Raw genomic sequence first — 25163 nt, 5'->3', positions numbered from 1 at the left:
TCATCGCCCTACTTTTGAAAGGACATCGGCCCTGAGGAAGCGCTCGACCACGAACATGAAGGCAATTGACGGCACCAGCAATATCAGAGCGCTGATCGATGCGATTTGATAATTGCCGCCGGAACTTGCTGTATAAAGCAGCAGGGGCAGGGTGGAAATGTCCGGAGCGCCGACGAAGTAAGTGCCGGTGAACTCGTCGAGCGATTCAAGAAAAACAAAGATCGCGCTTGCAAGCAGGCCGGGCGCGGCTATCGGCAGGGTGATGTCGAAGAATGTCTTGAGTGCGGAAGCGCCCATTGAACGAGCCGCTTCTTCGATCTCGCGATCAATTGCTGAAAACGCTGCCGTGGCGATCCATACGGCGTAGACCAGCCCGTGGGTGACATGCACCAGAACTACACCGGTGATCGTTCCATTCAGGCCGAAAGAATAGAACATCTGCGCAATGTTCACGTAAACGGGCAGGTTAGGGAAAGCTTGCGGGATGAGCAGCGTCAACAGGATCAAGCCGCGAAAGGGCAGTTTCAATCGTGCGAGAGCATAACCGGCGGGAATGGCGAGGCCGAGCGATACGATCACGGTAAGCGCTGCAATAAGGACGCTTGTGCCGAGCGATGAGAGCGCATTGCCGCGAGGCGAAAACACATTCGCCCAGAATGAAAATCCATATTGAAGCGGCAGTGTATGCGGGAAATACCAACGCTCAGCTACAGCCCACAGGAGCAGGTTCGCGAGCGGTCCGAAAATCGCGAAGGCCAGCAGACCAAGCAGCATGCCGCGTGGCAGCCAGCGCCAGTCGAGAATGTTGCTCATTGGCCGTGCTCCTTCATGGTCTGGCGCAGATAAACCCAGGCGACGAGGCTGGTCATGAGAAGCGAGATCGTACCCAGCGCATTTGCGACGCCGTAATCGCCGTAGGCATTGATGCGGAACGCCATGTTGGCCGTAATCATCGTTGGCGACTGCGCATTGATCATCAACGGGACGGACAAGACGGACATCATGGTGACAAAGCTCAATATCAATCCAACGAGCAATGTCTGGCGGACTTGAGGAAGCACGATCTCGATGAGAATGCGCAGCCGTCCTGCACCAAGATTGCGAGCGGATTCGATTGTGCTGCGATCAAGGGATGCCATGGCGCCCGCCAGCAGCAGCGTGACAAACGGTGTCTGTTTCCAGACGAATGCGATGACGATGCCGCGCCAGTCCAGAAAGCTCATCGCTTGCAGCGGCGTGAGGACACCGGTTTCGATGAGCAGGCTGTTCATCAACCCGTTCTTGGCCAGGAAGGTGCGAAGTATCTGGCCGACGACGATGAAGGGGATGAAAAGCGGCCAGCGATAGAGCCAGCGCAGAACGGTAACTGCTCGCGGGTTGGAGCCGAGTGTCAGATAGCCACCGATAGCGATAGAGAACAGCGCGATGAGCAGCGACGACAATGTGACGATGACGAGAGTGAAGATGATGTCGCTGGAATATAGCTCGAATGCCTTGGTGAAGTTGCCGGTTCCCCATTCACCGGAAACATGGAAAGCTCCGGTGATCGCCCCGAAAAGCGGTACGATGAACAGCAACAGCACGATCGCCAGCGCGGGAGCGACAAGAAGAATACCCGTTAGTCGATGCGACATTCGAAACCTCATGACCGTAAGCATAGGAGTGCTCGGCTTGAAACCACGTCCAACCGAGCACTCCAATCGAAGCTGTAGGGTTTAGTTGCCTACTTGACGTTCATATGCTTCCAGAATCGCGGTGTTATAGGGTGCGATCGGGAAAGGCTTTCCATATTTCGCAAGGTCGTCCGGCGAAATATCCGTGAAGAGCTTGTTCCAGGTGTCGCCGTCCAGCTCTGCCTTGACGTGGTCGGCATCGATGCCCGGATACCAGTTGAAGCGCTTGACGATGCCTTCAGCCTGTACCTTCGGGCTTGTCGCCAACGCAACAAACTTTTCGGCCAGTTCCTTGTGCGCACTCTTTTCCGGGATCACATAGTGCATCGGCTGTCCGGGCATTCCGGGTGCTGGAAGGACAAGTTTCATTTCCGGCGGTAGCTGTCCATTGGCCTTCCACGAATAGAACATGTCTACCCAGACCGGCCCCATCGCGATTTCGCCTCGGCTCAGCATGTCGAGTGTACCGGCATTGCCCGGGGTAAGGGTGGCGTTCTTTGTAAAGTCCTTGAGCGAGGAAAACGCCTTGTCCCAGTTCTTTGCTTCGCCTTCTTCGAAAGGCCCCTTCATCAGCTTCTCTGCGTCGCCGCCATAAGCATAAATCCAACCCATGACGAAACTTACGCCGGACGCTCCGCCCTTTATCCCGTTGTAACCGAACTGCTTCGGATTTTCCTTTGCCCATGCCACAAGCTCGTCATAGCTCTTCGGTGGATTGGCGACGAGCGCGGGATTATAGGCAAGCGCGGTTTGGCTGTTGAACATCGGCATGACGTAACCGTCGACATCGGTGCCGAGCGCCATTTTTGCATTATCGCGTGTCACCAGCTTGCCGCTGTCGATTTTGCCACGATAATTTTCGAGGAACTTTGCCGTTACCATTGGCCCGACGAATTTCTCGTGGACGACAGCGACGTCAGTGTCCCACTTTTCCACGCCAGCTTTCGACTGAGCTTCGAAGCGCTCGAGAACCTTCTGCGAGCCGGCATCGCCAGGACCGGTTCCGACCACGCGAACGGTCGTGCCGGGATTCTCCTTCTCGAACAACGGTCCAAGATACTGATTGATGTAATCGACCATGTTCTGGTCGCCTGCCGTGATGACGGTAAGTTCGTCTGCGGCAGCCGGTGCAACGGTGATGCCGATCGCCATTGCCGCGTTCAGGATAGTTCTCATGAAAGGACTCCTGTCTGAAACCGGGGTTTCCGGTCTTATGATTGAAAACAGATGCGGAGCATCTGGTGGTGCTGTTGATCGGGAACGGTAATAATCGCGGGGGCGCATGCCCATGAAAGCAAGCTTGAGACGGGTATTCTCCCGCTTCGGCCGGCGATGCGGGTTTTGGCTTCAATGCACAGCCGTGCATCGCAGGGGTCATTAAAGATTCCGTCGTGCATTGATCTCGGATCTCCTTAACTCAACAATAGGCGCGGGCAGCGAAGCTACAGCCCACGGACTATCTGTCGAACAAAAACAGGGCATGATCCGGTATGCGAATTTCTACATTTGCCCCAGGTTGGTGGCTCTCCTGAGCGTCGACCATGATGTGCCTATCCCCAACACGGATCATATGTCTCCAAAGGCCGCCGGGATAAGTGGTTTGCTCGACGGTGCCATTGAGGACCAATTCGGCTGTGGGGGAGTCGGGATCAGCCCCGGGCTTGGTAAGGCGCGCTGCTTCGCTGCGGAAACGTGCCGATGCCGGGCCATCGGACAGATTGCGGCGACCTGCGGAAATAGTGCTGGCCTTGTTATTGGCGCCAGCAGCGATCTCGATGCGATCAGCCTTTATCTGGATCGGTACCTCGATCAGGTTTTCCGCGCCCATGAATGCTGCGACGAAATCCGACGCCGGATGATTGTAGACCTCTTCGGGCGCGCCAGCCTGGGCGATTTCACCATTGTTGAGAATGACGATACGGTCGGCCATGACCATGGCTTCTTCGCGGTCGTGTGTCACATGAACTGCGGTGATGCCGAGACGGCGCTGCAAGGCGCTGATTTCATGGCGAACCGATAGTCGGATGCGTGCATCCAGGTTGGAAAGCGGTTCATCTAGAAGCAGGATGTCAGGCTGAATGGCGAGTCCGCGCCCGAGGGCGACACGCTGGCGTTGGCCGCCGGAAAGGGCGGCAGGTTTGCGCTCCAGCAAGGCATCCAGTCCCAGCAGGCGCGCAACGTCGTCGACCTTCTGCTTGATGGTTTCCTTCGCTACGCCGCGAATTCGCAAGCCATAGCCCATATTCTGCGCAACTGTCATGTGCGGCCAGAGCGCATAAGACTGGAAGACGAGTGCCATGCCGCGCTTGTCCGGAGGCAGTCTGGTCACATCCTTGCCGTTCAACCGGATTGCGCCGCCGGATGGCATGTTGAAACCCGCAATGGCTCGCAACAACGTTGTCTTGCCGCAGCCAGAGGAGCCAAGAAGCGCGACGAACTCGCCTTTTTTGACGGATAGGTTTACGCCTTTGAGAACTTCATTATTGCCATATCGAACGCGCGCGTCCGCCACCTCCAAAAACGCTGGCATAAGCGGCTCCTCCCCAGGATCGCCGGCTGATTTTATATTTTCTGCACAGCCGTGCAAATTGGATTGAAGCATCTTTAAGCAACCTCGACAAGCCGCAAAAATGAAATTGCGCCGGAAAAACTGTCTCGAGTTCCGTTATGGAACGCCGTTTGGTGGCTGTTTATCGGGATTTCATAACAGCTGTATGACGCAACGTCGATGGCGTGGACAGCGTTGCAATGCTGTCCACGTCAGACACGAGCAGGTCTGGTAGAGACTTTAGAACCGAACTTCACCGTCAGCGTCTAGCCGCTCTTCGACTTTGGGAGTCTGTCGGGAAACGTAAATGAACGCGGCAAGGAATATCACTGTCATCAGCAGAACGATTGTAGGGGCAGGCGCGCTGTCGATGAAGAACGACAGATAGACCCCGAAGAAGGAAGCAAAAACCGCAATTGCTGCGGCGAGCAACATCATGGTGCTGAACTTGCGTGTAAGCAGAAACGCAATCGCACCCGGCGCAATCAACATGGCAATGGCCAGAATGATACCCACCGCTTTCAAAACGGCTACAATAGTCAACGAGATCAGGCAAAGCAGGCCATAATGCAGCAGGCGGACCGGCAGACCGACTGCACGGGCTTGTACCGGATCGAATGCGTGTAGCAGGAAATCCCGCCATTTGACGACAAGGATGCCAGCGGTGAGTGCGGCAATAACGGCCGTTTCGACCAGATCAGACAATGTTATGCCGAGCATGTCGCCAAACAAAATGTGGTCGAGGTGGACCGTCGAGCGGATCGCAACATAAAGAACCAGACCAAGGCCGAACATGCCGGAGAATACGATGCCCATCACTGTATCCTGTTTAATACGGCTGTTCTCGGTGAGATAACCCGTTGCAAGGGCACAGGACATGCCCGCTACAAACGCTCCGAAGCCGAAAGGTATTCCGATGATGTAGGCGACGACCACACCCGGAAGAACGGCATGGCTGATCGCATCCCCCATCAATGACCAGCCCTTGAGAACCAGAAAGCACGACAGCAATGCTGTCGGGATCGCGATGAGGACTGAAATGGCCAAGGCATAGCGCATGAACTCGAACTGAAATGGGGCGGCCAGGGTTTCAAAAATGATCATTGCTGGAACTCCCTGAGGGCTAATGAAGCCTTGCGCCGTGCTGCCAGCAGTCCGTGTTTCGGAGCAAGAAGGAATACGCTGAGAAAAACCAGTGTCTGGAGCACAACGATGATGCCCCCCGTCGCCCCATCCAGAAAATAGCTCACATAGGCCCCGAAAAAGCTTGTGACAGAGCCAATCGCGACAGCGATCCACAGCAGTCGCGAAAACCGGTCCGTCAGCAGATAAGCGGTTGCGCCCGGCGTCACCACCATACAGATGACGAGGAAGGCCCCGACCGTTTGCATGGCAGCGACAGTGGATGCCGACAGCAATGTGAAAAACATGATCTTCAGCAGAGCGGGCCTCAGTCCTATCGAACGCGCATGGTTCTCATCAAAGAACACCACCATCAGGTCTTTCCACTTCAAAAGAAGCAGCGACAGGGAAACGAAGCCGATAATCGCCAACTGCAATGTATCCTCCGGGGTGATGGCGAGGATATTGCCCAGAACGATGGTTTGAACGCTGACTGCCGTCGGCTTGAGCGAGATCATGAAAAGCCCGAGCCCGAAGAACGAGGAGAAGATCAGGCCGATGATGGCGTCTTCCTTCAGCTTTGTCCTTTGGTTGAGGAAAAGCATCGCTGCCGCTGCAAGGCCGCCCGAGAAGAACGCGCCGATGGAGAAGGGGAGGCCAAGCATGTAAGCGCCGGCAACACCCGGAACGATTGAATGGGAGAGGGCATCACCAATAAGCGACCAGCCTTTCAGCATGAGATAGGCCGAAAGAAAGGCACACACGCCACCCACCAAGGCGGAAACCCACATAGCATTCAACATGTAGTTATAGCTGAATGGCTCAAGCAGCAGCGTCATTGTTTCCGGCTCCGGTCGTGGGGCGCCGACCCCCCTTTTTCATAAACAACGAACGGGCGTTCATCGTCCGTTATGACGTTGACGGGTGCTCGTCCGGAACGTTCATTCCGGGTCAGTACGAAATGGCGCAACACACCGCCGAAAGTCTTTTCGAGATTTGCCTGCGTGAAAACTTCGGTGGTCCGACCGTAGTCAAGCACCGTGTGTTTCAACAATACAGTGCGGTCACAGAATTCGGGAACGCTGCCGAGATTATGCGTCGAGACCAGCATGACGCGTCCTTCATCCCGAAGGCTGCGAAGAAGAACGATGATCGCTTCTTCGGTCTTGACGTCCACGCCGGTAAAGGGTTCGTCCAAAAGAATGACGCGTCCATCCTGGGCCAGCGCTCGGGCGAGAAACACCCGTTTCTTTTGCCCGCCGGAAAGCTCGCCGATCTGCCGATGGCGAAACTCAAGCATGTTCACACGGGCAAGCGCATTCTCTACCGCTTCCCTGTCGGGACGGCGCGGCATGCGCAGCATGCCCATGTGGCCGTAGCGTCCCATCATGACGACATCTTCAACGAGAACCGGGAAATTCCAGTCGACATCTTCGCTCTGCGGAACATAGGCCACCAGATTGCGCTTCAGTGCAGCTTCGACCGGCATTCCGAGTATGGATATTTCACCTTTGGCGAGTTTTACAAACCCCATGATCGCCTTGAACAGGGTTGATTTTCCTGAGCCGTTAACGCCTACCAGCGCCGTAATTGTTCCGGTCGGAATAGCAAAGCTCGCATTATGCAGGGCCGTATGGCCATTCCGGTAAGTGACAGTGGCGTCTTTTACATAGATTCCTTTTTCTGGCGCGGAGTGAAGTACTTTATCAATACCTGCGGACAAATTCATTGCTTAAGTCCATTAGCGATGGTGCGCGAAGTAACTTTCAGCAGGTCAATATATGTCGGCACGGGGCCATCCGGTTCTGAAAGTGAATCGACATAGAGAACCCCGGCATATTTTGCACCGGTTTCGCGGGCTACTTGCTTCGCAGGGGCGGGGGATACGGTGCTCTCCGAAAATACGGCGGAGATGCCGTTTTTACGCACTCCATCAATCACTTTGCGAACCTGCTGGGGCGTGCCCTGTTGGTCTGCATTGATTGGCCAGAGATAAAGTTCCTTCAGGTTGAAGTCCCGCGCGAGATAGGAAAATGCGCCCTCACTCGAAACCAGCCAGCGCTTTTCCTTTGGGATTGCCTCCATCTCTGCTCGGATCGGGTCGATGGCGGCTTTGATCTTTGCCTTGTAGGCTTCGGCGTTTGATTTGTAGGTAGCTGCGTTGGCAGGATCGTTTTTGACAAAGGCGTCCCGAATATTATCGACATAGATTAGCGCGGCATTCGGGGACATCCATGCATGTGGATTCGGCTTACCGTTATATGGGCCCTCGGTGATGTCCATTGGCTCCACGCCGTTGGACACGATTGCGCTTGGAACATTGTTGAGACGGGCGAAGAATTTTTCGAACCAAAGCTCCAGCCCCAGCCCGTTCCAGAGTACCAGCTTCGCATCCTGCGCTTTGATCAGGTCTCCGGACGTAGGCTGGTAATTGTGAATCTCCGCGCCTGGCTTCGTAATAGATTCAACGATTGCAGCATCGCCCGCAACATTCTGCGCAATATCGGCAATAACGGTAAATGTCGTCACGGCCTTGAATTTCTCCGCCAGTGCGCCGGTTGCGCTAGACCAGACAAGAGCTGCACTCAAAAGACCAAGCGTTGCTGTTCGTAAAATGCAATTCCGCATATTCCAATCCTTATTGCTAATAATTTGCAATTGCATAATCGAATAACAGTCGACTGACAAGTGCTTTTGCGATCCATTTGCACCTGCAGGGGCTGGTTAGGGCTCAAGATTCCGATTGCAAAAAGCTTCTACACGTATAGATTGCACATACCATGATGGGTTGCATTGCGAAGGGGGCGTCAGTGCCGAGGGGCATGCGGCCTCCCGACAAACCAAGTTTATTCTCTGCGTGGATTGAATGAATGAGGTGACGATGAGCTTACTGATTGACTTGTTGTTGAATATTCTCTGGGATGGGGCTGAGGAATGGTTGTGTATGAACCACATATGAGCGGGACTAGATGGGGCTTTACCTGCGCCACTACGCAGATGGGGCCGGTCAATTATCGCGCAAGCGGGACGACTTTCCTCGTCTTGAGAGAACAGGTTCGCAATCTGAGGTGGTGTTGTTCTGGCCGGGATGGCGAGAATTCCAATTGCCCGACCGGTACCGTGTTTATCATTCCGGCTTTCGTGAAATTAACAATCGATTGGCCCGAGCCCACAGAAGTATTGATAGGGCAGTTTGATGGACAGCTTCTTCGGGACGTTTTTTTCCAGAATATTTGGAAGAACGAGATCAAGAATTTTGGAAGTGCTGCAAAGTTCCTATGTAAAGAATGCTTGCCGATATCAAATATGATCTGGGATGAAATCCGCCTGCGAGGTGAGGGGGATGAGCCTTATCTGCGCGCTCTTGGTTTGGTCCTCATGCATACGATAGCTCGCAGTGCACCGGGCAATCGAATTTCCACTGATAGCAAAGCTGGACTCAGCAAGTTGGCGTGCCATCGTATTGAAACATACCTCTCCCAGAATTTTCATCAGCCTGTTTCGGTCCGGGATATGGCTGATTTGGTCGGAATTTCGGCGGGCCATTTTTCAACGTCCTTTCGCAATAGTTTCGGACAGACACCTCATCAGTATTTGATGGGGCTAAAGCTCGATGAAGCCGAGCGGCTGCTTAAAAAGACATCTATGTCGATAAGAGATATTGCGCGCCATTTGAGCTTTTCCAGCCAGAGCCACCTAACCACAGCTTTGCGGAAATATCGGCAGCTCACCCCGGGTGAGCTGCGCAGATAGATCGGAATTCAATTCCCAGGTGCTGCCCCGTCGGTGCTTGTTTCGTCCGGTTGCCGACTCATCGAGCAGTTGGCGTGTCGGTTGGCTTCCGCTTCAACCATTTGCGCCAGATGTGAATTTCACTTCGGCGGCGCCAGCGGCGGACGCGATGAGAATCGTGCGACAGAACGATAAGTCCGAGGGGAAGCATCCAGAAGCCTAGAATCGGAAGAAACCCCAGAGACCCGCCCACTACGAGTGAGCCGCCAAGCATACGACGCATCATGACAGATTGCGGCATGGGGATTCGCCGACCAAGAATCACAATGGCTTTTTTTCGGGGCATTTCGGCGTACTGATCACTCACTGGGTCGTCTCTCAGGCTGATATGTTACAATTCACAGGCGGAAAATCTCCCAGAGAATATAGGGTTTCGAGGGCAGAATGCAAAAAGATGAAAAAAAATGGATTTAGCCCTTTGCAAAGGCGAAATCCTTTTGCTATACGCCACCTCGCTGACGCAACGAGCACCTGTTCCCCGGTAGCTCAGCGGTAGAGCAACCGGCTGTTAACCGGTTGGTCGCTGGTTCGAATCCGGCCCGGGGAGCCACTTCGCGCTCGATAATTCTATAAATCCATAATCATAAGGCCTTGAGCTTCGCTGAAGCCATCTCACTCGTATGCTCAAACGACTCTGTTAAGGAAGATTGAGCGGCACGTCATAAACCTGACATGTCAGCCTTGCGCTATAAGGTTGCCCATAGCTAAGCTGTTATCTGTTTCGATAACCAGTATGCGCGTCCCACTAAAAATGCCTGAGCAGGCGGCCGATTTGCGCTTGGTTCCGCTCATCGGTATAAGTTCGAGCGCTACATTGTTCGGGAGTGATTTATGCGTTTGGCATCCAGTTTTATTGTTATGAATTTAGCCTTGGTTTCCGTATCTCCGGCTTTTGCTGGTGCGAAAGAAGATGCGTTGACGCTTCATAAAGCCGTCGTTTCGGGGATGATGACTTATATCGAACTGGGCGAGAGTTCCGATGGGCGATCCAGGGAGCTGGGCGTCGCGATGGAAGAAAAGGTGACGACTCCCGTCGCACGTGCTCAGTCTGACTGGCGACAAGCCGCAGACGCGGATGCAAGCTCCGCTGAGTATAAGGCATTCGTAAGTTGTGACGTCGCTGCTGGCTCCCTCATGAAGGTTTCGCAGACAATATCCGAGTACGTTAAAAGCGACAGCACTGATGAACCAGACTACGATCCTTTGCTGACGAAATTTTCCGAGGATTTGACCCTGTGTGAAAAGGAACTTGGCGTTCCTTTGACTTTCTAGACATAGTGGTAGCGAGCGTCCAACCGCTTCAGGTGAGGAACATTGTCACTCCGAATTTCGTTGAACCTACTATTGGTCCAACTGTCGGAGTGAAAAAATGAAACTTTCAGTCCTTATGGCGCTACTGTTAAGCTTTTCGAGTGTGTCTTTCGCCCAGGAATCGGGGATGCCGACACAGTCAGGCACACAGGAACCCGAAGTGCCGGGCAACCCGCCGCCGGCACCGGGACGGCCGCCGTCTGATCCTGACAGCGTTGACGTACCTAAAGCGTCCGAATCGCAGAAACAGGATCGACTTCTGAACTCCAAAAAGGATCAGTGTGTTCCGGGGCAGGACGCAAGGAAGTGTGTTGAACAGCAGCGCGGCCGTAAATGACCCTCACGGTGTCGTATACTGGGAAAGTACTCGATCTGACAGCGGTCGGATAACTCTGCCACAGGCTTCTTGTCACCAGCAGAGGCCCGGCGGAGGATTTAAAAGTCTTGTATTAATCTCGCTTATCGTTGCGAGTTCTTATTTCCGATTGGACTGGCGATAAGCCACTCGATAACGTCTTCTCTGTTTGATTGTTGAGCGTGATCAACAAGAACGTCGTAAATGGCGGCGATGGTTGCTCTCGCCATCACGTTATTCATTTGCAGAATGTCGACAGTTTCCCAGCCACATTGTTCAATTGCTGTGGCTACTTTATCGATGAGAAGGGGATGGGCCACGTTGAGTTCCATTATGATAAAGAGATGCCACTCTACCATAAGAAGCCAGCGATGAAGTTGATTTCAATCAACCGCAGGTTTGGGTGACGACTGAGGGTTTCGCTGAGCGGTTTGGTTGGCTAGGAATGGCGGGGTTTGACACTGGGGCTCGCAGGTCCGCGCTGCATAAAAAAATCTTGGGAAATCGAACGAAACTTGAAATACCAAATGAGTTTGAGAACGGAATGACAAAAAAATGTATGAAAGGCTGTTCAACGGGGAAGCGCCGACAGGGAGTAAAGATTGAGATGAAGATTCTTTTTTGGGTGATCGGTGTTGCCGGTCTGCTTTCAGCCACTAATCTGGGGCTGGCGCAGGATCTGACACGACTATGCCAAACCGTTGAAATGCAGTATCGAAACCTGCATCGCAACGGCAAAGTCAGCACCAAGACCCCGGATGTTCTCGCCCAGTTGGTCGCGACGGCGTCCACCGGCATTACCGGAGCCACGACGACTGTCGAGGATGTTACGCCGGAAAAACTGGTGGAATGGGCTAAAGCCGGGACGCCACCTGTCTCGTTACCGAGCGAATTGGTCGAACAGATAATAGGCAACACCGATACAATACAGGATATGAATCATTTGCCGGGTACGAATTTTTACGTTGTGAACGGCACGGCCGGATCGCTGTCCTGCTATCAGCCGGGCGTATATTTCAGGATAGAGAACGGACAAGTCGTAAATGCCAAGGGGCCCGACAACTGGCTTGAAGAAGGAAGCGGATGCCAGGTCATTCGATCATTTGGGACCATCGACTCGGTTCCTGTTGCCTTTGAAAAGGGATATAATGGCGAAGACAGCGACTATGTTCTCAATATCTCGCCATGGACAGGAGCTGGTTTTGGCCCTGCGTGCACCGCGACTTTTCAGTTTGAAAACGGTCGGCTTTCCCACGTCACTGTGAAGTGAGCCGTCTAGCAATGGAGGTGACTGTCAGATGTCACTAAGCCGTAGCGAATTTGAAAAGAGCTGGATATCGGTGCCGGAAAAAGCGAATTTTCCGGCACCGATCCGAATCCGACGCTATGTAACCGTCAACGCTCGTATCGGGGTGCCGACGCATTGTGGTCGCGAGGTCCTTCTAGTGCCAGCAATCAATGGAATCGTTATCGAAAGGCTTGATATCTACGAGCCAAACTGCGCCGGGCTATAAAGCTCTCTCCGGCGTAACGCCACGAACAATCGGGGAGATGTTTGAGACGGGCGGCTCACAGAGCATGCCTGTGAGTTTATCGGGCTGGCGTTCCGCTACCTTGCTTGTTTATCATAACAAACGGAATCAGATGTGTTGGGTGGATTTGCCAGACCTTTTTGTAAACCCTTGTAATTCAAGGGAATCAATTTGCAGAATGGCGCAATAAGGCTATCTGCTCCGATATCAATAGCAATCTAGACAAATTATTGATTTTATTTGAGAAAATTTGGAGGCCTCGCCCGGAATCGAACCGGGGTGCAAGGATTTGCAGTCCTCTGCGTAACCACTCCGCCACGAGGCCTTCCGTAAAGCCGTTGCCAAATCACTTGGCATTGCCTTGGTCCGTTCCAATATTGATACAGACCGGTCTCGTCAAGCCGTTAGAGGCAAATGTAGAAAATTTCTCCATGGGTTTCCACGACGAGAAAACTCAAGGCTGTTCATCTCTGTCTGGTGGCATTTGCGGGCGGGCCAGATTACCCTTGGAGAAAGTATAGCCTGTTTCGACAACACTCACCCCGAACTTGTTCCTCAACCGGTCGATGGCATTCTCGGCGACGGCGCGTTTGGTGGCCTGTGTGTCCACAAGATCGGGCGGATCGGCCCGGTCGCTTGAAGAAAGTTCGCTAACGCCAATTCCAAGCAGACGAAATTTCGTTCCATCCAGCTCTTTTTCAAGAAGCTGCAATCCATGGCGAAAGATTCTATCTGCAAGTTGGGTGGGGTCGGAAAGCTGGCGATTGCGGGTACGCAATTTGAAATCGCGGGTTTTCAGCTTCAGGACGACGGTGCGTCCGGCTATGTCACCAGCTTTTAGTCGCCGGGATACTTTTTCGGCAAGTGCGCGAAGCACCGGAACGAGATCATTTGCGTCCGACAGGTCGTTGTTGAAGGTCGTCTCGGCCGAGACGCTTTTCATGTCGTGATCAGGCTCGACCTTGCGGCTATCCTGTCCTCGCGACAGTCGGTACAGACGCTGGCCCCTGGTGCCATAGGCTTTCATGAGCGTTCCTTCCTCCATCGTCTGGAGTTGGCCAATGGATCGGATTCCGTCACTTTCCAGTTTGGCTGCAAAGGCCTTGCCGACGCCCCAGATCGTGCTGACCGATCGGTCCCGCAGAAAGGTTAATGCCTCCGCTTCGCCGATAACAGAAAAACCGCGGGGCTTTTCGATGTCTGATGCAACCTTGGCCAGAAATTTGCAGTAGGAAAGTCCTATTGAGGCGGAGATGCCTATTTCGTCCTCAACCCTTTTGGCAAAGCGCGCCAGAACGATTGCGGGCGGCGCTTTGTGCAGTCGCTCGGTGCCGCTCAAATCCAGGAATGCCTCATCGATAGAGAGTGGCTCGACGAGGGGCGTCAGGTCACGCATCATCTGCCGTACGTCGCGACCGACGCGCACGTATTTTTCCATATTGGGTTTGATGACAACTGCGTCCGGACAGGCTTCCAACGCCTTGAACATGGGCATGGCGGACCGCACACCATGAATACGGGCGAGATAGCAGGCAGTCGATACGACGCCGCGCTTCCCCCCGCCGATGATGAGGGGTTTGTCCCGTAACTCCGGATTGTCGCGCTTTTCGACCGAGGCGTAAAATGCATCGCAATCAATATGGGCGAGGGAGAGCCTGTAAAGCTCGCGATGGCGAAGAAGACGCGGACTGCCGCATGCATGGCAACGCCTGCCTGTATCCGTCTTTTGCGGCGCAAGGCAATCGCGGCATACACCTTTTTCCGGACTGTTAGGGGCAGTGGTGTCAGCCATGAGGACGAACCGTCTGATGAACATAAAAGGAACATCCTTTTATAGCATCGAAAGGCTGAAGCGCCACCGGCATATAGGTCCTGCAGGTTCTTACACTTGACATTGCCGGGAATATCACCAAGTTTAGTGCCATGAACAACCGTTTTGCATCCATACTCCATCGGGTTCATCCGATCACGGGATAGCTACCCTCGAGTTCTGCCTAGCGCAGGGGAACTCCGGGGGACGGTACGCCGCTTGTCCAAAGCGGATTTCGAATAAGCGCTTTCTCCAAAATCAATCTGAACAGCTTCGTGCATAACAGCACGGAGATTTATTACCTTTCAACAGCAGTGAGCACTCGCCATGAGCGGAAAGAATCGCAAGAAGCCCAATATCGTCGTCAGCGAAATCGACTATGAACGCCTGATGGGGTTGGCCACCAATGTTTCGGAACGTCTCGAGGAGATTGCCGAGGAACTGATGGCCGAGCTCGACCGTGCAAAAGTCGTGCCTGCAAAGCGCTTGCCGCAGGATGTGATCCACATGGGCTCTACTGTCGAGTTTCGCTCCAATGACGGACAGCAGCGCCGGGTGGCGCTCGTATATCCTGGCGAAGCGGACATTGCGCAGGGAAAGATTTCCATACTCACGCCAATCGGCACCGCGTTGATTGGCCTTGCACCGGGCCAGTCAATCTCCTGGACGGCGCGCGATGGCAAGCAGCACGAATTGAACGTGTTGTCGGTTTCGAATGAAGTCGAGGTTGCTACAGCAACTCCTGCTGCTGAATGATCAATAAGAAAGCCCGGCTTTGCCGGGCTTTGTCATGCGGTGGTTGAGCACACTCCTAGAGGTGCTGGTTCAGACCGCCAGGCAGGTGCGTGAGGGCTTTGTCTATTGTTGCCGGATCTCGTCCTGCTTCCTCGCAGTAGCGCAACAGTGTCGGTTCATGAGACAGGAAAAATTGCAGTACTCCCGCGAGAAAGCCGGGCTCAAGCGCGGCCTGCCGGATGGACGTCGCTTCGATGCCGGTCAGGGCGAGAAAGCGAGGCAGCAGGTCCTTGTCTTGCGCCAGCCACGCTAAAGCTTCAATAGCGATCGCTTCCGCATCCGCCTGACTCATCAGCGTTTTCATGTGGTTTCTCCGCTTTTTTCGTTGTCTGGCCGAATGTGTAGCTGCCGCTCCGTCGAGGAACAATGGAATTATTTGCCTTTCATCAATGAAATGAGGTTAAACTGATCGTGGTCTGAAAGTGGAGAACTTTCTAGTGGTCTATTTCGGTCCATTGTCAGATAAGAAGATCGAGAAAATGCCGGTTTGCTGCAGGGAATAAGACCAAGGAATATTCGATGCCGAAAAGCGTAATGATTGTCGAAGACAACGAACTCAATATGAAGTTGTTTCGCGATCTAATCGAAGCCAGCGGATACGAGACCATCCGTACGAGAAACGGGCTTGAGGCGCTGGACCTTGCGCGAGAGCATCGACCCGACCTGATTCTGATGGACATACAGCTTCCGGAGGTATCGGGGCTGGAAGTCACGAAATGGCTGAAGGACGATGATGAGTTGCGGCATATTCCGGTGATCGCCGTAACGGCATTTGCCATGAAAGGCGACGAGGAGCGTATACGGCAGGGCGGCTGCGAAGCCTATATATCCAAGCCGATTTCGGTGCCCCGCTTTATAGAAACAATCAAATCCTATATGGGCGACGCTTAGCGGAAATCAGGGCGGGGGCATCATGACTGCAAGAATTCTCGTCGTTGACGATGTGGATTCCAATGTAAAGCTCCTCGAAGCCAGGCTGCTCTCCGAATATTACGAGGTCGTTACGGCCCACAGCGGGCCGGAGGCCATAGAGATTTGTCTGGGCGGACAGATTGATGTCGTCCTGCTCGACATATTAATGCCGGACATGGACGGTTTTGAAGTCTGCCGTCGTTTGAAGGACGATCCCCGCACATCCAACATCCCTGTTGTCATCGTAACGTCGCTTGATGGTGCGGAGGACAAGATCCGCGGTCTCGAAGCTGGTGCCGACGACTTTCTGTTCAAGCCCGTCAGCGATCTTCAGCTTATGTCGCGCGTAAAGAGCCTGGCGCGGCTGAAACTCGTCTCTGACGAGCTCTTCCAGCGAACGGGCACCGTAGCGGACGCAGAGGTGGAGACGCTGCTGGCAAGCAAGATGGGCGGGAATTATGCCGATAAGGATGAGGTGGCTCGCATTCTCATCGTCGATGAGGATGAACTGGCGGCCGCGCGCCTTCGTCTCATTCTTGGAGAGACTTATCGCGTGGACGTGGCCAGCGATGCGAACACAGCCCTGATCCGGGCGATAGATACCGATTACGACAGCATCGTCGTTTCAGCCAATTTCACTTACTATGACCCGCTGCGTCTATGCTCCCAGTTGCGAACTATCGAGCGCACACGGCTGGTGCCGATCATTCTTGTCGTGCGGGAAGATGAAGGGGCGCTGGTGGTGCGCGCACTGGAACTGGGCGTAAACGACTATCTCATGCGTCCGCTTGAGAAGCTGGAGCTATTCGCACGCTTGCGAACGCAGATAAAACGGAAGTGCTATAACGATCTCTTGCGGCAAAGCCTCAATCGCACGATTACCATGGCAGTGACGGACAGCCTGACGGGGCTGCATAATCGCCGCTATCTGGATACGCATATGCCGGTCCTGCTTACACGCGCCATGGGGCGCGAGCGGCCATTGTCCGTCATCATGCTCGACTTCGATCACTTCAAACGGATCAACGACCAGTTTGGGCACGATGCGGGCGACGATGTCCTTCGCGAGTTTGCGGCACGCCTGCGCAAGAATATTCGCGGCATGGATCTTCTATGCCGCTACGGCGGAGAGGAGTTCGTCGTGGTGCTTCCAGACAGCGATGTGGAGGCCGCAAGAGCCGTCGCGGAGCGAATCCGGACGGCCGTATCGGAGGCGCCTTTTTCTGTCGCCAACGGCAAGCACAAGGTCAATTTGACCGTTAGCATGGGCATCGCCGGATTGAGGCTGATAGGGGACAGCGCCGAAGCCCTTTTCTCGCGAACTGATGCGGCGCTCTATCAGGCGAAAAAGGGAGGACGAAATCGCATCGTCTCCTCGGCTGCCTGAAAGTTGAACATGGGCAGAAAACGAAAAAGCCGCCTCGAAGGAGACGGCTTTCTATTTCAATCGTCTTGTCGATGACGACCTGAAACGAATTACTTGATCTTCGTTTCCTTGAACTCGACGTGCTTGCGCGCAATCGGGTCGTACTTGGTCTTTGTCATCTTTTCCGTCATCGTGCGGCTGTTCTTCTTCGTTACGTAGAAGAAGCCGGTGTCAGCGGTCGACAAAAGCTTGATCTTGATCGTCGTAGCCTTGGCCATATCGAATTACCTGCTCTGTATCTTTGCCGGAGCATGATCTTGCCGAAAACCGGTTCCCAATTCTCGGGATCATGCTCAATGGATGGAAACCTCCAGCGATTCCGGTAATCTCATCCGGCAGCGGAAATTTGGCGCGACACTACGTATTGGCGGCGAAAAGTCAAGCCCGCTTCTTCCGCAAAAGCAGCCTTCCTGCTGCAAAGAGTGCATATGCGGCAAAAAACACACCGAGAGTCATCGGGAATCCCTTCGGGCCCATCATGTCCATGCCAACGCCGACGGCCTGCGGTCCGGCAAGCATGCCGATGGCATAGCAGAACACGAAGGCGGCATTGGCGGACGCCAGTTCCCGCCCCGTCAGTTCGGAACCCAGATGCGCGAGGCCGATCGTATAGAGGCCCGCCACCACGCCGCCCCAAAGGAACAGGATACCCGCCATGAGATACCAGTGCTGCATGAGATAGGGCAGTGCGATCATGCCGATGAGGCCGGTGGTGGCGCAGAAAAGCAGAAGCTTGCGGCGGTCTGAAATGCGGTCGCTGACAATGCCAAGCGGAATCTGCATCAGAACATTGCCAAGCCCGATCATCGTAAGCAGCAGGGCCGCATCGGCCTCAGGATAACCTATACGCGCGCCGAAGACTGGAAAGAGGGCGAAGCCACCGGTTTCAACAGCGCCGAACACGAAGACGGCCATGGTCGCTGTCGGTACGGCAAAAATGAAGGGCAGAAACGGGACGTGTTCACCTTCCTCGAAATCGGGGCTGTCACGCCAAGCGATCGCAACCGGTATGAGGGCGATCATGATGATGGCGAAGCCGACATAGAAAGGCAGTCCTCCCGTACTGCCGATCTTCGAGAACAGCCACGGTCCGAGCGCAAAGCCCAGCGAAAGCGATGTGGAGTAGATGCCGAGTACCAGGCCACGTTTTTCAGGCGGCGCCGATGCGTTGATCCAGTATTCCGACAGAACGAAAAGGACGGTCAGCGCGAAATGCAGAACGATGCGCAGCGCAAACCAAGCCCAGAGGGGCTGAAAGAAATGGAAGCCGAGAAATGCCCCGCTTCCAATGACAAGCATAAGGAAAATCGCCTTGACCACACCCAGCCGCGCGGCAATAGGCGCGGCAAGGGGGGCGGCAACGATGGAGGCCAGGCCCGCAACAGCGGTATTGGCTCCAATCAGGCTAGCAGAATGGCCACGGCTTTCCAGAAGAACGCTCAACAGTGGAATGCCCAGGCCGATTGCTGCACCAACCGCGCTGATTGTGGCGATGGCTGCAGCGAGCGAACGCCAGTGCAACTGGCCCTCTGCCGGCCCGCCGCCTGGTTCTTGCGGGACAAGATCGGCGGATTGGATTTCTTGATTCATGGAGTTCAGATCACTTCGCGGACAAAGCGGCCATGCCGCTTGCAATATTGTACCACCGGCAAGGTGGCGGGCAGTTCAGAGTCGGCATTTGTCAGAAGCGCGCGCGCTTCTTTCAGGATTGCCTGGGTGATATCGGCCACATCGAACCTGTCGATTTGATCGATCGAAACCCAGTCCAGATCTTCCAGTTCCCCACTGGGAACGAGCGGTTGTCCATCAAGTTCCGGTATATGATCGCGGAAGGCGATAAAAAAGCGGGTATCGAAACGGCGAACATTGTCTGGCGGCGTAACCGCGCGGGCAAAGTAGCGCAGGCTGCTGAGCGCCGGTATCATGCCATTGTCGAAAAATGCCGACCAGTCGCTATGTGCAGGCAAGGTAACCGGTGTCGATGCCGCTTGCCCTATGCGAAGGCCAGTTTCCTCGAAAGTCTCTCGGATGGCGCATAGGCCGAGTGCCCGGGCGCGGCGCAGCGACGCACGGGCTCCCATGCCGGCAAGCAATTTGGCAACATCATTGTTGTGCAGTTCTGCTGTCGCGCCGATAGCGCCATCTATCGGATCTGCCCGGCCGCCTGGAAAGACGAATTTGCCCGGCATGAAGGCAAGGCTGGCGTGGCGTCGACCCATGAGAATGCGCGGCTTGCCCCCCGACCGGTCGACAAGCAGCAGCGATGCCGCGTCACGCGGCCGCAAAGCTTTTCCGGCTTTGATTGGCGAGGATGGAAGCTGAACCATGGCGGTCACGGTGACGTTTAGGTCACGTCGCCATATTCGCCGTCACCCTTGCCTCCAAAACCGTGCATGTACAGCGCCCATTGCAGCCCGATGGTTGCGCCTTTGATTGGCTGCAAAAGCAGCAGCGACATGATCACGGTCAGGGGGCCCCAGATCGCCATATGAGCCCAAAGCGGAAGATTGGTGGTTGCTTCAACGCCCATGAAGGCACCCACGACCACGTGCCCTACGATCAAGATGGTCAGATAGGCAGGAAGATCGTCAGCACGTTGTTCTGTGTAGTCTTCATCACACACGGAACATTGCGCCACGGGTTTCACAAAGGCCCGGAACAGTTTTCCTTCACCGCAATGCGGGCAACGTCCGCGAAATCCGCGCCACATGGCTTCGCCCAAAGGGCGTTTCGGGTGGGCCGCCTTGGGGCTTTCCCCTCCGAAAACCTGTATATTCTGCGCGGAATTGGCCTCTAGCGTGCTCATCAGCGACCTCTTCTCTTCTGACGCGGGATGCCCGCGGGTTTACCCCTTCGTCCACGCATCGTCCGGCTTGCCTTGTGATGCGAGCGGGTCGCCATCGGCAGAGGATGCGGTTCCGAAACCATCTCAAAACGAAGCGCACCCGCCACGGGGAGCGCTTCCACAAGCCGAACCGTCACTGTATCGCCCAAACGGAAGCCCTTGCCGCTCCGCTCACCGGCAATCGCATGGTTCGCTTCGTCATATAGATAGTATTCATGACCCAAAGTTGAAATGGGCACCAGCCCGTCTGCGCCATATGTCGCAAGGTTCACGAAGAGGCCCGCTCTCGTCACCCCGGTAACGCGTCCCTCATATTCATCACCGAGATGTGCGGCGAGGAAATGAGCGATAAGACGATCCACCGTTTCGCGTTCGGCCAGCATGGCGCGACGCTCGGTCGAGGAAATCAGCGCAGAGATTTCCTCCAGATGCGCTTCTTCATCGGCGGTGAGGCCATCGTTGCCGAGGTTCAGGGCCTTGATCAGAGCGCGATGAACGATAAGGTCGGCGTAGCGGCGGATCGGCGAGGTGAAGTGCGCATAGCGACGCAAATGCAGGCCAAAATGCCCGATATTGTCGGGGTTATATTCTGCCTGGCTCTGTGTGCGCAACACCACCTGGTTGACTAGTTCCTGATGATCAGAGCCCTCGACGGCCTCAAGAATCCGATTGAATTGCGCCGGCTGCAACTCGGCTCCCTTGGCGAGGCTCAGGTCCAGCGTCCTCAGAAATTCACGCAAGGTTTCCTGCTTTGCAAGCGCTGGGGCGTCGTGAATGCGGAAAATAAGCGGCTGGCGGCGCGCTTCCAATGTTTCAGCGGCGGCAACGTTCGCCTGAATCATGAACTCTTCGATGAGCTTGTGCGCATCGAGCCGTTCGGGAACGATGACCTTGTCGACCTTGCCGTCGGGCGTGAGCAGGATTTTCTTTTCCGGCAGATCGAGTTCCAGCGGTTCGCGCGCGTCACGCCCCCGCTTCAGCACGGCATAGGCGTTCCACAGCGGTTTCAGTATGCTGTCGAGAATAGGCGAAGTCTTGTCATCCGGCGCACCGTCGATCGCGGCCTGCGCCTGCGAATAGGCCAGCTTCGCCGCCGATTTCATCATGATGCGGTGAAATTTGTGCGATTTCTTGCGTCCGTCGGCCGCAAAAACCATACGGACCGCAAGGGCAGGGCGGTCTTCCAGTTCACGAAGCGAACAGAGATTGTTTGAAATCCGCTCTGGCAGCATCGGCACGACGCGGTCCGGGAAGTAGACCGAGTTACCGCGTTTTTGGGCTTCGCGGTCGAGCGCAGAATCGGGACGGACATAGGCGGCGACGTCCGCTATAGCCACAATGACGATCTGGCCTCCCGGATTCTCGGGGTCCTGGTCCGGCTCGGCGTAAACAGCATCATCATGATCCTTGGCATCCGCCGGATCGATGGTGAGAAGTGGAATATCGCGCCAGTCTTCGCGGCCATCCATCGTGGCTGCGGTCGCAGCTTCTGCTTCGCTCAGCGCTTCAGCCGGGAAAACATGCGGGATTTCATGCTCGTGGATGGCAATCATCGACAGGGCTTTTTCGCTGTCGATCGAGCCTACCACCTGCCGAACCTTGCCGCGCGGCAATCCCTGACGCCGGGAGGAAATCAGGTCGACTTCAACAAGATCACCGGCTTCCGCATTTTCCAGATGGCCCGGATCGAGCTGCACTTCCGGCTGCTTGCGGTTTACCGGGTCAAGCCGCCATTCACCATTGCCGAGCTTGCGCACAATACCGAGCACCGCATTTGTTCGGTGCTCGAGACGCTTCATCACTCGCGCGGTATAGTCCGGCCCGTCACGATCTTCATTGCGGAATATTTTGGCTAGAACGCGATCCCCAACGCCGACGGCCGGGCCGCCTTCAGACGCTTTGTTGAGCCGGGTGCGGCGGATCAGGATGGCGGGTGGCTTGCCATAACCTGCTTCATCCCATTCCGACGGGCGTGCGAGCAAACCGCCATCTTCGTCGCGTCCGGTAATATCAAGCACAGTGACGGCAGGTAGCGCACCGGGGCGAGATAGCCTGCGGGCGCGTTTTTCAACAAGGCCCTCGTCAGAAAGTTCGCGCAGAAGGTCTTTCAGATAGACCCGCGCATCGCCCTTGATGTTGAAGGCTTTCGCCAGTTCCCGCTTTCCCGCCCTGTCGGGATTCTCCTCAATATATTTGAGAACCTCTTCGCGGGTCGGCAGAAACGCGTGGGGATCGCTCTTGCCCTCGGCGGATTTTGCTTTGGCTGCACGCCGTTCGGTCCGCGCGGAACGACCGGTATCGGATTTGGAAAAACGGCGTGCCAATTGTTACTCCTCTGCCGCCTCGGCCTTGGATTTGGCTTTCGGCTTGGCTGTCGACTTGGCTTTTGCTGGCGCTTTCTTGGCCGCAGGCTTCTTTGCAGCAGCTTTCTTTTCCGTGCTGGCCGAAGCTTTGCGGGCAGGGGCTTTCTTGCTCTTGGAAGAGCCGGCTTTTTCCGTAATCAGCGCCAGTGCTTCTTCCAGCGTAACGCTCGCCGGGTTCTTGCCCTTCGGCAAGGTGGCGTTGACCTTACCCCAATTGACATAAGGTCCATAGCGCCCGTCGCGAACAGTGATTGACCCGCCGTCTGGATGGTCGCCAAGCGTCGCCAATGCTGCCGGAGTAGAACGGCCACGACCGCCACCCTTCGATTGCTTGTCGGCCAAAACCGATACCGCACGGTTAAGACCGACAGAGAAAACCTCTTCGGCATTTTCCAGATTGGCGAAAGTGCCATCGTGGCTGACATAGGGCCCATAGCGACCAATCCCGGCGGAGATCATCTTGCCGGTCTCGGGATGCTGACCAATATCACGCGGCAGCGACAGAAGCGCAACGGCTTTCTCATGATCGAGCGCATCGACGGTCCAGCCTTTCGGGAGGCTGGCGCGCTTGGCTTCCTTGCCTTCGCCGCGCTGGACATAGGGGCCGAAACGGCCTGTCCGTGCAGTGATTTCCTCACCGGTGAACGGATCTTTGCCGAGCGATTTCGGTTCATCCGCAGCCGCGGCTTCGCCATTGGCGTCACCGCCGAGCTGGCGCGTATATTTGCATTCCGGATAATTGGAACAGCCGACGAAAGCACCGTATTTACCGAGTTTCAACGACAGGGTGCCCGTGCCGCAGGTCGGGCATGAGCGAGGGTCACTGCCGTCTTCGCGCGCCGGAAACACCAGCGGTGCCAGCTCTTCGTTCAGCGCATCGAGAACATTGGTAACGCGCAGTTCCTTGATGTCATCGACGGAGCCGGAGAAATCGCGCCAGAAATCGCGCAGCACATCTTTCCACGAAAGCTTGCCGTCGGAAATGAGATCGAGCTTTTCCTCAAGGTCAGCCGTGAAATCATATTCCACATAACGCTCGAAGAAGCTTTCGAGGAAGGCCGTAACCAGACGCCCCTTGGGCTCTGGAATAAGCTTGCGCTTGTCGATCGTGATATATTCACGGTCACGCAGCGTGGCCAGCGTGGCGGCATAGGTCGAAGGACGGCCGATGCCCAGTTCTTCCATCTTCTTGATGAGCGAAGCTTCCGAATAGCGCGGGGGAGGCTCGGTCGAATGCTGCGTCGCATCGATCTTTTCGCGTGCCAGGGCTTCGCCTGAACGAATTTCCGGCAGCTTTGCGCTATCCTCCTCGTCGTCTTCTTCCTCGCGGTGATCCATATAGGCAGCGAGAAAGCCATCGAACCTGGTGACCGATCCATTGGCCCGCAGGAGGGCCGAACGCGAGCCATTGACCGCCTCGATGTCGACCGTGGTACGCTCGATATCGGCGGCCTGCATCTGGCTTGCGATGGCGCGCTTCCAGATCAATTCATAAAGCCGTGCCTGATCGTCGTCGAGATAGCGGCGCACGTCCTTCGGATGGCGGGAGAAATCCGTCGGGCGGATGGCTTCGTGCGCTTCCTGCGCGTTCTTGGCCTTGCTGGAATAATAGCGAGGCTTTTCCGGCACATATTTCGCGCCGAAGCTCTTGCCGATTGCATCGCGGGCCGCATTGATGGCTTCCGGCGCCATCTGCACACCGTCGGTACGCATATAGGTGATCAGGCCGGCAGTTTCGCCACCGACATCGACGCCTTCATAAAGCCGCTGCGCCACCTGCATGGTGCGCGATGCGGAGAAACCGAGCTGGCCGGATGCCGCCTGCTGCAAGGTTGACGTGGTGAATGGCGGTCCGGGATTGCGCTTGGTCGGCTTTGCCTCAACGGACAGCGCCTTGAAGCTTGCGCCTTCAAGCATGGTGCGAATGGCGGTTGCCTGTTCGCCATTCTTGATATCGAGCTTGCCGAGCTTCTTGCCGTCAACAGCCGTCAGGCGGGCAGTAAAACTGTCATTGCGCGGTGTCTTCAACAGCGCGGCAATGTTCCAGTACTCCTCCCGAATGAAGCGCTCGATCTCGGATTCGCGATCCGCGACGAGACGCAGCGCTACTGACTGAACGCGGCCAGCCGAACGCGCGCCCGGCAGTTTGCGCCATAGCACGGGCGAAAGCGTGAAACCGACGAGATAGTCCAGTGCGCGGCGCGCCAGATAGGCGTCAACCAGAGGCTCATCAATATCGCGTGGATTGGCAATGGCATCGAGAACAGCTTTCTTGGTAATGGCATTGAATGCCACACGCTTGACCGTCTTGCCTTTGAGCGCCTTCTTCTGGTTCAGTACTTCGAGCACATGCCAGGAAATGGCCTCACCTTCGCGATCCGGATCGGTTGCGAGAATGATGCCGTCGCTGTCTTTCAACGCTTTGACAATATCTGCAAGACGTTTGGAGGAATTGCTATCCACCTCCCACGACATTGCAAAATCTTCATCGGGGCGAACCGAGCCGTCTTTAGCTGGCAAGTCTCGCACATGACCGAACGAGGCCAGAACCTTATAGTTCGAACCAAGATATTTATTGATGGTTTTTGCCTTGGCAGGCGATTCGACAACAACGACGTTCATTTAAAGCAGCCCAGATTCGCGTCCCATGGAGACAAAATATCTCCTCTCCGCGAGAAA

Annotated in this window: 24 protein-coding genes and 2 tRNA genes; 7 read left to right on the top strand and 19 right to left on the bottom strand. The window is 55.3% G+C overall.

Annotated elements, in window-relative coordinates:
- From OINT_RS16195 to OINT_RS16160, 8 genes are all read right to left on the bottom strand, one after another.
- Positions 1-813, bottom strand: a complete 813-nt coding sequence (locus tag OINT_RS16195) for an ABC transporter permease (protein ID WP_006468960.1) — start codon at positions 811-813, stop codon at positions 1-3.
- Positions 810-1634: an ABC transporter permease gene (locus OINT_RS16190; RefSeq protein ID WP_006471407.1), complete on the bottom strand. Its 825-nt coding sequence runs from the start codon at positions 1632-1634 to the stop codon at positions 810-812. Before OINT_RS16190 ends, OINT_RS16195 begins: the two co-directional genes overlap by 4 nt.
- Before the next feature lie 81 nt (positions 1635-1715).
- Positions 1716-2849: an ABC transporter substrate-binding protein gene (locus OINT_RS16185; RefSeq protein ID WP_031346958.1), complete on the bottom strand. Its 1134-nt coding sequence runs from the start codon at positions 2847-2849 to the stop codon at positions 1716-1718.
- A 280-nt stretch (positions 2850-3129) separates the two neighbouring features.
- Entirely contained in the window at positions 3130-4203 is a 1074-nt protein-coding gene (locus tag OINT_RS16180) for an ABC transporter ATP-binding protein (RefSeq protein ID WP_039853281.1), read from the bottom strand.
- 258 nt (positions 4204-4461) lie between these two features.
- Entirely contained in the window at positions 4462-5325 is an 864-nt protein-coding gene (locus OINT_RS16175; RefSeq protein ID WP_006468956.1) for a metal ABC transporter permease, read from the bottom strand.
- Positions 5322-6182 carry a metal ABC transporter permease gene (locus tag OINT_RS16170; protein WP_006468955.1) on the bottom strand — a complete coding sequence of 287 codons (861 nt, stop codon included), beginning with the start codon at positions 6180-6182 and terminating at the stop codon, positions 5322-5324. Before OINT_RS16170 ends, OINT_RS16175 begins: the two co-directional genes overlap by 4 nt.
- Positions 6179-7072 (bottom strand): manganese/iron ABC transporter ATP-binding protein, encoded by an 894-nt coding sequence (locus tag OINT_RS16165; protein ID WP_006468954.1) that lies wholly within the window; start codon positions 7070-7072, stop codon positions 6179-6181. Before OINT_RS16165 ends, OINT_RS16170 begins: the two co-directional genes overlap by 4 nt.
- A complete protein-coding gene (locus tag OINT_RS16160) occupies positions 7069-7971 on the bottom strand; it encodes a metal ABC transporter substrate-binding protein (protein ID WP_050791024.1) in 903 nt (300 codons plus the stop codon). Before OINT_RS16160 ends, OINT_RS16165 begins: the two co-directional genes overlap by 4 nt.
- Before the next feature lie 327 nt (positions 7972-8298).
- Between OINT_RS16160 and OINT_RS16155 the strand changes: the two genes are divergently transcribed.
- Positions 8299-9096: an AraC family transcriptional regulator gene (locus tag OINT_RS16155; protein WP_021587253.1), complete on the top strand. Its 798-nt coding sequence runs from the start codon at positions 8299-8301 to the stop codon at positions 9094-9096.
- A gap of 58 nt (positions 9097-9154) precedes the next feature.
- Here OINT_RS16155 and OINT_RS23085 read toward each other — a convergent pair whose 3' ends face one another.
- A complete protein-coding gene (locus tag OINT_RS23085; protein WP_152849512.1) occupies positions 9155-9421 on the bottom strand; it encodes a hypothetical protein in 267 nt (88 codons plus the stop codon).
- 189 nt (positions 9422-9610) lie between these two features.
- Between OINT_RS23085 and OINT_RS16150 the strand changes: the two genes are divergently transcribed.
- Together OINT_RS16150 and OINT_RS16145 are read left to right on the top strand one after the other, a co-directional pair.
- A tRNA-Asn gene (locus OINT_RS16150) sits at positions 9611-9685 on the top strand.
- Between the two features lie 281 nt (positions 9686-9966).
- The gene (locus tag OINT_RS16145; RefSeq protein ID WP_006468951.1) at positions 9967-10407 is read left to right on the top strand and encodes a hypothetical protein; all 441 of its coding nucleotides are present in this window, start codon (positions 9967-9969) and stop codon (positions 10405-10407) included.
- Between the two features lie 498 nt (positions 10408-10905).
- Here the strand turns inward: OINT_RS16145 and OINT_RS16140 are convergent, their stop codons facing one another.
- Complete coding sequence (locus OINT_RS16140) at positions 10906-11121, bottom strand: hypothetical protein (RefSeq protein ID WP_128005852.1); 216 nt, start codon at positions 11119-11121, stop codon at positions 10906-10908.
- A 125-nt stretch (positions 11122-11246) separates the two neighbouring features.
- On the opposite strand from OINT_RS16140, the gene OINT_RS16135 reads away from it, so the two are divergent.
- Complete coding sequence (locus OINT_RS16135) at positions 11247-12071, top strand: hypothetical protein (protein ID WP_138920925.1); 825 nt, start codon at positions 11247-11249, stop codon at positions 12069-12071.
- Between the two features lie 513 nt (positions 12072-12584).
- Here the strand turns inward: OINT_RS16135 and OINT_RS16130 are convergent.
- Both OINT_RS16130 and OINT_RS16125 read right to left on the bottom strand, forming a co-directional pair.
- Positions 12585-12658: transfer RNA gene (locus tag OINT_RS16130), tRNA-Cys, on the bottom strand.
- Positions 12659-12787: 129 nt separating this feature from the next.
- Positions 12788-14125, bottom strand: coding sequence for a DNA polymerase IV (locus OINT_RS16125; protein WP_006471396.1), 1338 nt, complete (start codon positions 14123-14125; stop codon positions 12788-12790).
- A gap of 345 nt (positions 14126-14470) precedes the next feature.
- Between OINT_RS16125 and rnk the strand changes: the two genes are divergently transcribed.
- Complete coding sequence (rnk, locus tag OINT_RS16120) at positions 14471-14899, top strand: nucleoside diphosphate kinase regulator (protein ID WP_006468947.1); 429 nt, start codon at positions 14471-14473, stop codon at positions 14897-14899.
- Between the two features lie 55 nt (positions 14900-14954).
- Here rnk and OINT_RS16115 read toward each other — a convergent pair whose 3' ends face one another.
- Complete coding sequence (locus OINT_RS16115) at positions 14955-15242, bottom strand: DUF3572 domain-containing protein (protein ID WP_006471395.1); 288 nt, start codon at positions 15240-15242, stop codon at positions 14955-14957.
- A 215-nt stretch (positions 15243-15457) separates the two neighbouring features.
- Between OINT_RS16115 and OINT_RS16110 the strand changes: the two genes are divergently transcribed.
- The gene (locus OINT_RS16110; RefSeq protein WP_006468945.1) at positions 15458-15829 is read left to right on the top strand and encodes a response regulator; all 372 of its coding nucleotides are present in this window, start codon (positions 15458-15460) and stop codon (positions 15827-15829) included.
- 22 nt (positions 15830-15851) lie between these two features.
- Positions 15852-17237, top strand: a complete 1386-nt coding sequence (locus OINT_RS16105; protein WP_006468944.1) for a PleD family two-component system response regulator — start codon at positions 15852-15854, stop codon at positions 17235-17237.
- An 89-nt stretch (positions 17238-17326) separates the two neighbouring features.
- On the opposite strand, the gene rpmG is transcribed toward OINT_RS16105, so the two are convergent.
- From rpmG to topA, 6 genes are all read right to left on the bottom strand, one after another.
- Positions 17327-17494, bottom strand: coding sequence for a 50S ribosomal protein L33 (rpmG, locus tag OINT_RS16100; RefSeq protein ID WP_002966024.1), 168 nt, complete (start codon positions 17492-17494; stop codon positions 17327-17329).
- A 160-nt stretch (positions 17495-17654) separates the two neighbouring features.
- Positions 17655-18797 (bottom strand): MFS transporter, encoded by a 1143-nt coding sequence (locus OINT_RS16095; RefSeq protein ID WP_006471394.1) that lies wholly within the window; start codon positions 18795-18797, stop codon positions 17655-17657.
- 74 nt (positions 18798-18871) lie between these two features.
- Positions 18872-19603, bottom strand: a complete 732-nt coding sequence (locus OINT_RS16090) for an NUDIX hydrolase (protein WP_036565018.1) — start codon at positions 19601-19603, stop codon at positions 18872-18874.
- A gap of 17 nt (positions 19604-19620) precedes the next feature.
- Complete coding sequence (locus OINT_RS16085) at positions 19621-20082, bottom strand: DUF983 domain-containing protein (protein ID WP_006468941.1); 462 nt, start codon at positions 20080-20082, stop codon at positions 19621-19623.
- Positions 20082-22445 (bottom strand): ribonuclease R, encoded by a 2364-nt coding sequence (gene rnr / locus OINT_RS16080; RefSeq protein ID WP_006468940.1) that lies wholly within the window; start codon positions 22443-22445, stop codon positions 20082-20084. Before rnr ends, OINT_RS16085 begins: the two co-directional genes overlap by 1 nt.
- Before the next feature lie 3 nt (positions 22446-22448).
- On the bottom strand, positions 22449-25106 hold the full coding sequence (topA, locus tag OINT_RS16075; RefSeq protein WP_006468939.1) for a type I DNA topoisomerase: 2658 nt from the start codon (positions 25104-25106) through the stop codon (positions 22449-22451).
- Positions 25107-25163: the final 57 nt, after the last annotated feature.

Source organism: Brucella intermedia LMG 3301, from assembly GCF_000182645.1.
Lineage (GTDB): Bacteria > Pseudomonadota > Alphaproteobacteria > Rhizobiales > Rhizobiaceae > Brucella > Brucella intermedia.
Note: the sequence above shows the minus strand (reverse complement) of the source record. Positions and strands in the feature narration are given on the sequence as shown.